Origin of the sequence: Photobacterium toruni (genome assembly GCF_024529955.1) — a bacterium.
GTDB lineage: Bacteria > Pseudomonadota > Gammaproteobacteria > Enterobacterales > Vibrionaceae > Photobacterium > Photobacterium toruni.
The window spans coordinates 592,938-607,161 of record NZ_AP024855.1; the positions used below are offsets into that span (position 1 = coordinate 592,938).

A 14,224-nucleotide genomic window follows, 5' to 3' on the forward strand; every position below is an offset into this window, starting at 1 on the left:
TACATGTTATAGATAAAGTAGGAGTAATAATCTAGACATGTCTAATATTATTAATAGAAATCATACAGTTAAAAATACAAAGCGGGAAATAGTAGGATTTTCAGCTGCCACAAAAAAGCTAAAACAAGATATTGAAATTGTCTCAAATAGTGAGTTAAATGTTTTAATTCAAGGAGAAACAGGCGTTGGTAAAGAATTAGTCGCTGAATCTATTCATCAAAAATCAAATCGTTTTTACTCGAATATGGTATATCTTAATTGTGCTGCATTACCTGAGAATATCGCAGAAAGTGAACTTTTTGGACATATTAAAGGAGCATTTACTGGCGCAATAAATAACAGAATCGGAAAATTTGAACTTGCCAATCAAGGCACTTTATTTTTAGATGAAATTGGTGACTTATCACTACGATTACAAGCAAAATTACTGCGGGTACTACAATATGGTGATATTCAACGGATAGGGGCTGATACCGTATCCCATGTCGATGTCCGTATTATTGCAGCAACTAATGTTGATTTAATCAAGGCGATTAATAACCACACTTTTAGAGAAGATCTCTATCACCGTCTGAATGTGTATCCAATAATAGTGCCAACATTACGTGAAAGAATGACTGATATTTTACCAATTGCCGAATATATTTTAGAAAAAATTAAACATGAATTAGTTCTTTATAAATTATATTTGACATCTCACAGTATCAATTTATTAGAAAGTTATCGTTGGCCAGGTAACATACGTGAATTAGAAAATATTTTATATCGAGCGGCATTAGTAGCCAAATTTGAACAAAATAACAAAAATGTCTGCATACACGCTAAAAATATCTTAGTGAATAATACAATAACTCAACCTTTAACTAACGTGCCTATTGAAGAAAATATTGAAGATAATAAAACGCATTTATCACTTCGTGAAGCTACGGAAGTTTTTCAATATCAATATATAAAGAAAACACTAGCACAACAGCAAGGCAATTGGTCAAAATCAGCATCAGCACTACAAGTTGATTGCAGCAATTTACATCGACTGGCTAATCGGTTAGGACTTAAAAATAAGTAAGTGAATGATTAGAATAAGTGTTAGTTATAAAGCACATATCCTATTGTCATATAACCAAAAATCTTATCCAAAATCTTGTTTTTTCTTTCTTGTTACTAAAAACATATTGAATAAGCTCATACCACCTAACTTTACCCGATAATCGTCCAGCTATTATTGATAGTAATGGATGACAGTTTTTCTTTAAGCATATACTTCAACGTGATTGGAAATGGCGAGAATTAATTTACGTATCACGACAGAGAATAGAACAAATTATTATCTGTGATCTATTCATCACGTAATCAAGCTTAAAAGATATCAACGAAATAATAATTCTACAACACGTTAAGAGTAGATTCCCTATCACTCTCACAGGCACTCACTGTAGGAATAACTGTGGATAGTTCATATTCATTGTAGACAAAAAATGTCAGAGGAAGTTTGGTTGTCATAGTAGAAAAATGATGAGAAAGTTAAGCAATAACGGAATAGCAGCCATAAAAAAAAGAGGCGCTGATAATCAGCGCCTCTTCATTAAATATTATCAAGTAGTGATACTACCGAATTGTAAGCTTATTTTTTAAGGTCAAAACGGTCAGCGTTCATTACTTTAACCCATGCATTGATGAAGTCATTGATGAACTTATCTTCAGCATCAGCACAAGCATACACTTCAGCGATTGCACGTAGTTGAGAGTTAGAACCAAACACTAAATCAACACGTGTTGCCATCCACTTCTGATTGCCAGTCTTACGATCAGTACCAGTGAAGATATCTTGGTCAACAGAGGTTGGTTTCCATACTGTTGCCATATCTAATAAGTTTACAAAGAAATCATTAGTTAATGTTTCTTTACGGTCTGTGAATACACCGAATTCACTACGCTCATAGTTAGTATCAAGAACACGCATACCACCGATTAGTACTGTCATTTCAGGCGCAGTTAGGGTTAGTAGTTGTGCACGGTCAAGTAGTAACTCTTCCATTGCAACGGTGTATTTTGCTTTTTCAAAGTTACGGAAGCCATCAGCGATAGGCTCAAGAACAGCAAATGAAGCCACATCAGTTTGTGCTTGAGTTGCATCAGCACGACCCGCTGCAAACGGTACAGATACATCACGGCCCGCTTTTCTCGCTGCCATTTCAATACCAACACCACCAGCAAGTACGATTAAGTCAGCAAGCGATATTTCTTTAGCAAAGTTAGCCTTTATGCTTTCAAGTACTGTTAATACTTTATCTAATTGAGCTGGCTCGTTTACTTCCCAATCTTTTTGAGGCGCTAGACGAACACGTGCACCGTTAGCGCCACCACGCATATCAGAACCACGGAATGTAGATGCTGATGCCCATGCTGTAGAGACTAATTCACGTACTGATAAACCTGAATCTTCGATTGCTGTTTTTAGTGTTGTGATATCTGCATCGTTTACAAGATCATATTTAACTGCAGGGATCAGATCTTGCCAGATGAACTCTTGAGTTGGAATTTCAGAACCCAAGTAACGTGCACGAGGACCCATATCACGGTGAGTTAGTTTAAACCAAGCGCGTGCAAATACTGCTGCAAACTCTTCTGGGTTCTCGTAGAAACGACGTGAGATTTCAGCATAAACAGGATCAACACGTAGTGAGATATCTGTTGTTAACATTGTGCCACGGTGCTTACCTTCACCAAATGCATCAGGGTATTCATCACGACCGTCTTTAGCGATCCATTGGTGCGCACCAGCAGGGCTCTTTTCTAATTCCCACTCATGGCTAAATAAGCTGTGGAAGAAACCATTACCCCATTGTGTCGGTGTTGTCGTCCACGTTACTTCTAGACCACTTGAAATAGTATCAGCAGCATTACCACAACCGTAGCTTGATGCCCAGCCGAAACCTTGTTGTTCAATACTCGCAGCTTCTGGTTCTGCACCAACTTGAGCTGCATCGCCAGCACCGTGGGTTTTACCAAATGTATGACCACCAGCAATTAACGCTACCGTTTCTTCATCATCCATTGCCATACGAGCAAATGTTTCACGAATATCATGTGCTGCTAATAGTGGATCTGGGTTACCATCTGGACCTTCTGGGTTTACATAAATTAGACCCATTTGAACCGCTGCTAATGGATTTTCTAGATCACGCTGTGCGTCATCTTTCTCGTAACGAGTATCATCAGCTAGCCAAGTTTTCTCTTTACCCCAATAAACATCTAACTCAGGTTCCCAGATATCAACACGACCGCCAGCAAAACCGATTGTTTCAAATCCCATTGATTCTAGAGCTACGTTACCCGTTAGGATAATTAAGTCAGCCCAAGAGATTTTATTGCCGTATTTTTGCTTGATAGGCCAAATTAGACGACGCGCTTTATCAAGGTTAACGTTATCAGGCCAGCTGTTTAGAGGCGCAAAACGTTGGTTACCAGTATTCGCACCACCACGGCCATCAGAAGTACGGTAAGTACCAGCACTGTGCCAAGCCATACGAACAAAGAAAGGACCATAATGACCAAAGTCTGCAGGCCACCAATCTTGAGAATCAGTCATTAGATCACGAAGATCTTGTTTAACAGCCTCTAGGTTTAATGTTTTAAATGCTGCGGCATAATCGAAATCATCACCCATTGGATTTGATTTAGCATTATGTTGATGCAATAAACCTAATTTAAGCTGATTTGGCCACCATTCACTTGGAGAAGTACCATTACCAGGGTTAATAGATGGATTAACTGTTTGCGTATGATTGAATGGGCATTTTGACATTATTATTATCCTAATTGTTCGTATGATTATTGATAATCATTAAATATCATATTGTTAATAAACATAGCTTAACTAAAAAATATAGTAACGTTATTTTTATGGGTAAATTTAAAATCTAATTACTTAAATTTATCCATCGATACTAACCCGCTTGTTTATTCGTTGAGATCAATTTATAGCACTCAAAGACAGAAATACAATATTCGTTTTCTATCAATTCAATAGGTAATAGTTATCAAAAAAGAATGATCTCAGTAAGGTGGGGGTTGAGTATTAAAAAAATTTAGCTATCAACAGGCAAGTAGCTTAGGTAAACTAACGTCTTATAATCAATAGTATTTTAAGGATATAGCTCACAAAATATTATTGCTATTTTTAATAAAAACCATAATCCATAATAATTAGAGAGAATAATGAAAAAGGCTTGCCTTGCGATCGCTACTTGTATATTAACGGTATCATGTTCATCATCACCAATACCTAATGGTATTTGTCATTATGTACCACCAACTCATACTAATAATACAACGACGAATAATCATATAGCTCTTACAGAAACTCAACGCCAAGCATTGCTTAAATATCTTGAGGGGCAAGTAAAAAAACAATGGGGTAAAGATAATTATTTACAAGCAGGTAAACATCGTTATGTGAAATATTTTGATGGTTATCGTACTCGAGCTTATATTGACTTTGATAGTGGTAAAATTTATATTTCAACAGTATCTAGTTATGCTTATAAGAGCACACTTAAAAAAGCAATTGAAGAAACATTATTAATGCCTGCAGATCCATCACAAGTTGATATCTTTAGTGATAAATCTATTCCTTTAAATGGCAAACCGTTTTTATTAGGTCAAGTTAAAGATCATCAAAACCAAGACATCCAATGGCCTTGGCGAGCAGGTAAATACGCAGATTACCTGATAGCCAATAAACTTAAAACCAAAAAGCTGAAACATGGTACCGCCCATTATGTTGAAATAGATATGGTCAAGAACCATCTTGAACAACGAGAATATCAGTACTCAAATCTTATTCGCCAAGCAGCCAAACGTTACGATATTGATGAAGATCTCATTTACGCCATAATTAAAACAGAAAGCAGTTTTAATCCCTACGCCGTCAGTCATGCTGGCGCTTATGGATTAATGCAAGTTATTCCTAAAACAGCAGGTGCTGATGTCTTTAAACTTATTAAAAATAAACCCGGTATTCCAACTAAAGAATATTTATTTAATCCGGCGAATAATATTGATACAGGCACGGCCTATTTTTATATTTTAAAGAATCGCTACTTAAAAGAAGTAAAGCACTTAACCACTAAACAATACACTATGATTTCAGCTTATAACGGTGGTACTGGCGGCGTACTAGCAACATTTGATACTGACCGAAAACAAGCAATGAAAGATATTAACCATTTACAACCCAATCAAGTTTATTGGGCCTTAACCAATAAACATCCAAAAGCTGAAGCACGACGTTACTTAGAAAAAGTGCTTAAATTCAAAAAAGAATTTGAATCAATATAATTTAACCTTCTTATTTTAAGTTAAACACACACAGCCATACGTGTGTGTTTATCTCTTATCTTGGTATTACATCATGCTGTAAGCTCAACTTAGTTCAGCAATTGCGGGTCGAATATAGCCATTATTTTGTTCTAACAATGTTTTCGCCGTATGACTATCAACATTAGTTAATATCATTACAATTGCTGTTTTACAGTGACCATTACACGCTATTAAAGCCATTTCAGCTTGCTCTCGATCGCATTCAGTTGCTTGCATTACAATCTGCTTTTGGCGTTCAACCAGTTTGGCGTTGGTTGCTTCTACATCAACCATCAAATTGCCATAAATTTTACCAATACGGATCATCGCGCCCGTGGTTAGCATATTAAGCACTAATTTTTGCGCAGTACCCGCTTTCATTCGAGAAGATCCCGTTACAACTTCAGCGCCAACAACAGGTGTGATCACAATATCAGCCGCTGCTGTCATTGGGCTTTGAGGATTACAACTTACACAAGCGACAGTCGCATTGACAGAACTGGCATAAGCCATTGCCCCTAATACATAAGGAGTACGACCACTGGCAGCAATACCAACCAGAATATCATTAGCTGAAAAATTGATTGCTTTTAGATCTTCAGTTCCCATTTCCGCGTTATCTTCTGCGTTTTCAACCGCTTTTAAAATAGCTTGATGACCACCTGCAATTAAACCTACCACTTGCTCTGGCGCACTACCATAGGTTGGCGGACATTCACTAGCGTCAAGAATACCTAATCGCCCAGAGGTACCAGCACCAACATAAACTAAACGTCCGCCTTGTAAAAAAGCAGCAGCTATCGCATCAACGGCTTGAGCAATAGCTGGCAAGGTTTGTTCAACAGCCAATGCTACTTTCTTATCTTCATCATTGATAACTTTTAGCATCTCTAACGTTGATAACGTATCGATTGCCTCGCTAGCACTATTTCGGCTTTCAGTCACTAATTTCGTTAAATAAATTTGCATGATAACGCTCTAAAATCAATAATATTAGTGATAGCATAACGTATACGTATGGCTATTAAATAATAATTTAATGACCAATTATTTATTCCTGTCGATTATGCTAACAATGTCTGTTCTATACCGACTAAACTTATAATGATCCTCGCAATATAAATAACACCATATTTATCCAAACCTAAAAAATAATGCGCCTAGAATGAATAAGTAAATTCATTGATAATCAATAGCTCGTTATATTTTTACTAAAAATGTACAAATTATGCACTGTTAACAATTAAAATATCAAAAGAGAATGGAACCACCGACATTGCAAAATGTCACACTGTATAATAGACAACATAACGAATTTTTCAGCGAAAACTATAAAAAGTAAATTTCATTTTACGAATAATCACAGCTGAATTTATCTTTCATGACTACGGATAGAAACTGAAGAAACAATGACTCAAGATATCCCCCAAATAACACCTAAGGTTCATAAAAAAAAGACACTAAAAAAAGTGGCATTATGGACAATGATCGCACTATTAACGCCGATTGTTACAATCTCTGGCATCTTAGCTTATGGCGTTAAATTTGACCTCAGTTCACATCGTACTGAAATCAATCAATGGTTAAGCAAAACCCTTGATCGTAAAACAGAGATAAAAGGCAATATGGCAGTCACCCTATCATTTAGTCCTGAGATAGAATTAAGTGATGTGACTATTGCTAATCTAAAATCAATGCCATGGCAACCCATGTTAAAATCGGGTTACATTGCGGCCAAAGTGTCAGTATTACCATTATTACAAAACACCCTTAAGATTGATTATCTTGACCTTAACGATATCTCATTAAATTTACTACGAGATCAACAAGGTAAAGAAAACTGGGTATTCACTCAACCATCAACAACATCAAAACCGTCAGCAATATCATCAGCTTTTAAATTAGTATTAAGTAACAATATCACCGCAAATAAAATTCGAGTGAATTATGAAGACCAAACAAAAGGCGCTTATTACAGCGGTTATCTTGATCACTTGGCACTAACAAAACCTGATAAATGGTTATTAGTGACAAAAGGTGACGCGATGGGCAGTGAATACAATCTTTCATTGACTGGCGATTTACAAAAACTGATTAATAATCAACATGGTCAATTATTTGCAAAAGGCAGCTTTGCTGGTGCTGAATTAGATGTTGACGCCAACATTACACCGTTTAGTAGCAGTGATAACTCGACAGCTAATATCAGTTTACATTGGAAAAATACTAGCCAAATTTCAAATCTACTCGATCTTGATTTACAACATGTAGCCCCCCTTTCACTCACAACAGAACTCATAGCATCCAATAAGGGATTTGCATTTAATGATATTCAAGTGCGTAGTCCTATTACGACGGCAAATGGCCACATCAATGTTCGTTTTGCTCAAAATATGCAGCACTTAAATATTATTGAAGGTAAATTAGATATTCCCGTTATCGACCTTCGTCCATGGCTACAACCGCAACCACAAATGATGCGGGGGATGATGTATGCTACTGCACCACAACAATCACCACTACAAAAAGCACTTAATCAATGGCTAGTGAAAACTCAAACTCACTTTGGCTTAACCATTGGCACTATTAAAGGCTTAGGTACGCCTGTTAATTCGATTTCACTTAAGATTAATGGTGAAAATGGTAAATTATCAGCACCAATGGCTGCCAATATTGCAAATGTTCCATTCACGGGTAATGCCCGCATTGATGCAACACAATGGACCTCAAAGGTTGATGTTACTTTAGGTGCTAAAAATTCATCATTAGGCGAAATGGCGGGTTGGATTTCAGGCTTACCTAACGCAACCGGTCACCTTAAAAATGCCCAGCTGCAATTGACAACAGAAGGCACTAAACTGCAACAGTGGCTGGATAACAGTCAGCTTGGACTTTCTATTAATCATGCCAATGTAAACTGGGGGGCCAAAGCCTCATTTGCTATTGATAAAGCACAGTTACACTCGGGAATGGAACAACCGTTTAGCTCAAATATTAGCGGTAAAATAATGGATATTCCGGTTAATATTGCAGCCAAAGCGGGAACATTAGCTGATATTATTAATCATCGAGATTGGTCACCATCACTGCATTTTTCAAGCCCCGTATTGGATATAAAAGCACAGGGAAAGTTAATTAACACCCACTGGCAGCAAGGTAGTTGGTTTGATGTTAGCGTTCACAGTAATGACGCAGGAAAACTAAGCCCATGGCTTGGTACTCGCAAAACCATCCACGGTAAACTTAATTTCAAAGGTAAACTCACCAATAATGGTCAATGGCTCGATCTTGATATTCCAGATATCACGCTACTTAACAGTCAGGGGAAGTTAAATTTACAATGGCAACTATTACACGATCAGCCATTTTTGAAATTAAATAGCCAATTCAGTACGCTTGATTTTACTCAATTAAGCCAATTTATTAATAAAACAAGCTTACCTAAAGTCGAACAAACCGTACCAACTCAAGGGGTTAATCTTGATGTACCCATTTTAAGCAATAAAATTGTCATTGCCGATGCTGATGTGAATTTACATGTTAATAAAATGCTGTGGGCGCAACAACAAGTCGATGATATGGCATTTAAAGGCAAAGTGCGAAACGGCAAACTCAGCACATCACCATTTAGCGCTCGTTATGCTGGCAGTATTTATAACGGTGATATTGCGTTTGATATTAATAATCAAACCATTAATTCACAACTACATTTAGCGGTAAACAAACCCAATATAGGGCGTATTTTACAGCAATTTAATATCGTCAATAATCTTGGTATGAGCTTAGATAGCGCCAAACTTGCCGTTTCATTATCAGGTCGAACACTGCTAGAGTTAATGGAGCAGGCAAAAATTGATGCTCAACTCAATGGCGGTAAATTAAAACTCTCTGATAGTTACACTGGTAAAGCCTTTAATATTGCATTAAATCAAGGCCACTTTATTACAGGGCCAAATACAGCAACCCACCTTACCCTTGATGGGCAAGCCGCTAATAAGCCCGTCGCAATCACACTAGATTCCATCTCTTTGAAACAAGCCAATGATGGTCGTACATCCATTCCCATCGCATTGAATGCGAGTGTTGGCGACATCAAATTTAATGCTCAATCACAAGTTGTGTTACCGATTGATCCTAAAAAACTCAATCTAACCTTTGAAGCAACGACACCTAACTTAAACCGCTTTAATGAGTTTACAGGTATAAAATTACCACCTTATGGCCCAGTAAAAATCGCCGCATCATTATCAATGAATAATGTCGGCTACCATCTGCGTGACATGCTAATCAAGGTTGGCAGCAGTACCCTTAAAGGCTATGGTGATTTTTTACCTCCACTAAAAGGTGATGGTCACAATCGCCCTGATATAAAGCTGGTATTAAATGCACCGTTTATTCAGATTAATGATTTCAAACTTAAAAACTGGCAAGCATGGCTACCAGAAGACAAAAAATCAAAGCCCGTTATTGTCTCTAAACAACAACCTGTCGACGCCATTAGCCCACAAGGATTAAATTTATTCAATGCTGATTTTAAACTCAATGTCAGTAATGTGCGTTCAGGTAAAGATTGGTTAGGTGCGGGTAAATTAGATTGGACGTTAAAAAATGGCTTATTAACACTGAAACCGTTACACATTCAGTTACCTGGTGGAGATATTAATATTGACGGCTCAGTAGTACCTAAAGGCGACAAATTTGCCATCAAACTCAATGGACTAGTGAAGAATTTTGATTATGGCATTATCGCCCGTCGTCTTGATCCAACGACAAAGATGCATGGTAAAATCAGTGCTAAATTTGACTTAAGCAGTATTGCCAACACCCCTGAAAGCTTAATGAATAATGCCAATGGGTTTATTGGGTTTGCAGCATGGCCTAAAGCTTACCAAGCGAACCTTATTGATCTTTGGGCTGTTAGCTTGGCCGATGCGGTGTTACCCACATTTACCACTAAAGATAATTCGGTACTTAACTGTGTCGCAGGTGGTTTTAATGTACATAATGGCAATATAAAGCAACGTGATTTATTACTTGATACCTCACGTATTCAAGTTCATGGCGCATTTGACGCTAGTTATAAAAAACGTGACTTTAACTTATACTTATCGCCACGATCTAAAAAAGCACAGATCTTTAGCCTTCAAACCCCGGTTGAAGTGCATGGTACTTTTGAGAAATTCAACCTTGAAATACCCTTATCGGCCATTTTTGAAACATCTATACGCTTTACGACAAGCCCAATAATAGCGCCACTACAATGGTTATTTGAAAAACCAATCGCCGCTAATGGAAGTGCTGAATGTCAACGAATTTGGCAAGCGCAATAAATTGTTAAGAGAAGAAAATATGTAACGTTAAAAAGATGGATGCTAAGTCCATCTTTTTTTTATTTGAAAACAATGAACCCTCGCCTTACTATGATGTAATAAAGACATCAATTTCATCTGTTATAAAATAATCCTATTTCTACGAGGTTATTATGAATTCCAAACTCGATAATGTACTACTCAACATTGCCCTTAACCTCAGTGCTAACCTCGCCAGTGATCAACATTATCAACATTTAATTGATGGTATCGATCAAGTTTTTCCTTGTGATGCCAGTGCCTTATTTATATTGGACAAACAAGGTTTATTAACGCCTGTTGCAGTTAAAGGTTTATCTCCTGCTGTATTAGGTCGTCGTTTTTATCCTCAAGCTCATCCTCGCTTAGAAGCCATTATGGCCAGTAAGCAACCAGTACGTTTTGATGCTGATAGCGCTTTACCCGATCCCTTTGATGGTATTTTACTGAACGAACAACAAACTATTGATATTCATGATTGCTTAGGCTGCAGCCTCTATGTAGAAGGCCAATTAGTTGGTGTATTGACATTAGATTCACTCACTGTTGGCGCATTTGATGATATTGAAACTGTTGCTATTGAAATGTTTGCTGCTTTAGCGGCGGCAACACTACGTAACATAGCTCAATTTAATGCTCTTAAAGATCAAAATAAAAAACAAAAATCACTCACGGATACTTTGATTCAACAAGCCCGATCACAACAAGGGGAAATGGTAGGGATTAGCCCTGTAATGCAGCGATTACGCACCAATATTGCCACTGTCGCAAAATCTAACTATGCAGTATTGATCAGTGGTGAAACGGGTACAGGTAAAGAACTCGTTGCTCATGAAATTCATGCTCAATCTGCACGCGCAGATACACCAATGATTTATGTTAACTGTGCAGCACTACCAGAAGGATTAGCCGAAAGTGAGCTGTTTGGTCATGTAAAAGGCGCATTCACTGGCGCAAACAGCCATCGAGCAGGTAAATTTGAGTTAGCAGATGGAGGAACGCTCTTTTTAGATGAAATTGGCGAATTACCGCTACTTTTACAAGCAAAATTATTACGCGTGATCCAACAAGGAGAACTGCAACGTGTCGGCAGTGACCAACATTTACATGTTAATGTTCGCATTATCGCAGCAACCAACCGTCAATTAGAGGCCGAAGTCGAGCTTGGTCATTTTCGTGCAGATTTATATCACCGCCTTAATGTCTTCCCTATCTTTGTGCCTTCCCTGCGTGAACGTCATGATGATATTCCTGTATTAGCAGGTTATTTACTTGAAAAAGTGCGCCATCAATTTAATATTCCTAATCTACATATTCATCCCAAAGTATTAAGCATGCTTGAAGCTAAGTCATGGCCAGGTAATATTCGTGAATTAGAACATACACTTACACGTGCAGCATTACGGGCCATTCAAGAGGAACAAACAACAATTACAGGTCAATATTTTGATCTCCCCCTTGGTGGTGATGTAAAAAACACATCAAGGTTTTTCCCTGAACAATCACAACCAATGCGCCAATTAGTCGAAGAGTATCAAAAACAACTCATTGAGCACATACTTGAAAAAAAACATAAAAATTGGGCAAAATCAGCTGAGTTTCTGCAAATGGATCGTGGAAATCTTTATCGTATGGGAAAAAAACTGGGGATCAAATAGTATCAATACTGAACTAATGATGTCATATACACAACAACAATGATGTCTTTATAACAACACGCACAAATACAAAATAAAATAAACTCAATAAAAACAACAATATAAAAACTGGCACAGTTAATGCTAAGTAGTGATTAGATCATATTTATAATTAAATAATCAAACGCTGGAGCTTTTTCATGTTTTGTATTCAATGTGAACAGACAATAGAAACACCGATCAAAAAGGGCTGTTCTTACGCCGCAGGTATGTGTGGTAAAACTGCTGAAATTTCAGATCTACAAGATGTGTTAGTTTATACCTTACAGGGAGTATCATACTGGGCAGATCTTGCGCAGACGTTTGATATTGTTGATGACGAAATTAACCATTGGGCACCGCGTGCATTCTTTTCAACGCTAACCAATGTTAACTTTGATCGTGATCGCATTCTAGCACTAACAAATCTTGCAGCGAGTTATAAGGCACGTTTAACACAAGCCGTAACAGCAGCAATGACTCTTGCACAACAACCATTACCTACCCTACCGGCAGTGGCTGAATTTGAATTACCAGATAACATTGACGCTATCTTGGCATTAGCACCACAGGTTGCAGTTAACCGCGGTTATGAAACGATCAGTGAAGATGTGATTGGTTTACGCTTATTATGCTTATATGGTCTAAAAGGCGCTGCAGCTTATATGGAGCATGCGCGAGTATTAGAACAAACAGATAACGCTATTTATGCACAATACCATCACATCATGGGTTGGTTAGGCACAGATCCTACTGATCTTAATGCATTACTTGAGTGTTCAATGGAAATTGGTCTAATGAACTACAAAGTAATGGAGATGCTTGATTTAGGCGAAACCAATACTTTTGGTCATCCCGTACCAAGCCAAGTTAACGTTAAGCCAATTCAGGGCAAATGTATTTTAGTATCAGGTCATGATTTGCATGATCTTGAAAAAATTCTACAACAAACTGAAGGCAAGGGTATTAATGTTTACACCAATGGTGAAATGTTACCAGCTCACAGCTACCCAGAACTCAAAAAATATCCTCACTTAGTGGGTAACTATGGTAGTGCTTGGCAGAATCAGCAGCTTGAATTTGCGAATTTCCCTGGCGCAATCGTAATGACATCAAACTGCTTAATTAACCCAAATGTAGGTCAATATGCAGATCGTATCTTTACACGCAGCATCGTAGCATGGCCTGGTGTCGCGCACATTGATGGTGATGATTTTGCTCAAGTTATTGATTGTGCATTAGCACTAGATGGCTTTAAGCACACAGAAATCGAACATATGATCACTATCGGTTTTGGTCGTAATGCATTAATGGCAGCCGCACCTGCTGTTATCGATCAAGTTAAACAAGGTAATATCGGCCACTTCTTCCTTGTTGGTGGTTGTGATGGTGATAAAGCAGAACGCAGTTACTACACTGATTTTGCAGCACAAGTCCCTCAAGACTCAGTAATCTTAACCTTAGCTTGTGGTAAATATCGCTTTAATAAAAATAACTTTGGCGATATTAATGGCATTCCTCGTTTACTCGATGTAGGCCAATGTAATGATGCTTATTCTGCTATTCAATTAGCACTCGCATTAGCGAAAGAGTTTGATTGTGGTATCAACGAGTTACCACTAACGTTAGTATTATCTTGGTTTGAACAAAAAGCGATTGTGATCTTATTGACCTTATTTGCATTGGGTGTCAAAGGTATCTACACAGGTCCAACAGCTCCTGCATTTTTAACTGATAATCTACTGGCAATTATTGCTGAAAAATTCGATATGCGTCCAATCTCAACGCCAGAGGAAGATCTTAAAACTATCTTAGGCGCGTAATCTCAAGCACATAATA

7 protein-coding genes are annotated in these 14,224 nt (G+C 37.6%); 5 read left to right on the forward strand and 2 right to left on the reverse strand.

Annotated elements, in window-relative coordinates:
* Positions 1-37: 37 nt before the first annotated feature.
* Entirely contained in the window at positions 38-1,066 is a 1,029-nt protein-coding gene (locus OC457_RS16845; RefSeq protein WP_080174582.1) for a sigma 54-interacting transcriptional regulator, read from the forward strand.
* A 555-nt stretch (positions 1,067-1,621) separates the two neighbouring features.
* Here the strand turns inward: OC457_RS16845 and katG are convergent.
* Positions 1,622-3,805 (reverse strand): catalase/peroxidase HPI, encoded by a 2,184-nt coding sequence (gene katG / locus OC457_RS16850; RefSeq protein WP_080174583.1) that lies wholly within the window; start codon positions 3,803-3,805, stop codon positions 1,622-1,624.
* 413 nt (positions 3,806-4,218) lie between these two features.
* On the opposite strand from katG, the gene mltC reads away from it, so the two are divergent.
* Complete coding sequence (gene mltC / locus OC457_RS16855) at positions 4,219-5,340, forward strand: membrane-bound lytic murein transglycosylase MltC (RefSeq protein ID WP_080174584.1); 1,122 nt, start codon at positions 4,219-4,221, stop codon at positions 5,338-5,340.
* Positions 5,341-5,424: 84 nt separating this feature from the next.
* Here mltC and murQ read toward each other — a convergent pair whose 3' ends face one another.
* Entirely contained in the window at positions 5,425-6,330 is a 906-nt protein-coding gene (gene murQ, locus OC457_RS16860; protein ID WP_210436077.1) for an N-acetylmuramic acid 6-phosphate etherase, read from the reverse strand.
* Positions 6,331-6,770: 440 nt separating this feature from the next.
* On the opposite strand from murQ, the gene OC457_RS16865 reads away from it, so the two are divergent.
* From OC457_RS16865 to hcp, 3 genes are all read left to right on the forward strand, one after another.
* Positions 6,771-10,691 carry an AsmA family protein gene (locus OC457_RS16865; protein WP_080174586.1) on the forward strand — a complete coding sequence of 1,307 codons (3,921 nt, stop codon included), beginning with the start codon at positions 6,771-6,773 and terminating at the stop codon, positions 10,689-10,691.
* A gap of 152 nt (positions 10,692-10,843) precedes the next feature.
* A complete protein-coding gene (norR, locus tag OC457_RS16870) occupies positions 10,844-12,367 on the forward strand; it encodes a nitric oxide reductase transcriptional regulator NorR (RefSeq protein ID WP_080174587.1) in 1,524 nt (507 codons plus the stop codon).
* 179 nt (positions 12,368-12,546) lie between these two features.
* Positions 12,547-14,208 carry a hydroxylamine reductase gene (hcp, locus tag OC457_RS16875; RefSeq protein ID WP_080174588.1) on the forward strand — a complete coding sequence of 554 codons (1,662 nt, stop codon included), beginning with the start codon at positions 12,547-12,549 and terminating at the stop codon, positions 14,206-14,208.
* The last annotated feature ends 16 nt before the right edge of the window (positions 14,209-14,224 follow it).

Bases quoted from the DNA above. Each gene is read 5' to 3' on its own strand.
- OC457_RS16845 (WP_080174582.1), top strand. From the start codon at position 38: ATGTCTAATATTATTAATAGAAATCATACAGTTAAAAATACAAAGCGG.
- katG (WP_080174583.1), bottom strand. From the start codon at position 3,805: ATGTCAAAATGCCCATTCAATCATACGCAAACAGTTAATCCATCTATT.
- mltC (WP_080174584.1), top strand. From the start codon at position 4,219: ATGAAAAAGGCTTGCCTTGCGATCGCTACTTGTATATTAACGGTATCA.
- murQ (WP_210436077.1), bottom strand. From the start codon at position 6,330: ATGCAAATTTATTTAACGAAATTAGTGACTGAAAGCCGAAATAGTGCT.
- OC457_RS16865 (WP_080174586.1), top strand. From the start codon at position 6,771: ATGACTCAAGATATCCCCCAAATAACACCTAAGGTTCATAAAAAAAAG.
- norR (WP_080174587.1), top strand. From the start codon at position 10,844: ATGAATTCCAAACTCGATAATGTACTACTCAACATTGCCCTTAACCTC.
- hcp (WP_080174588.1), top strand. From the start codon at position 12,547: ATGTTTTGTATTCAATGTGAACAGACAATAGAAACACCGATCAAAAAG.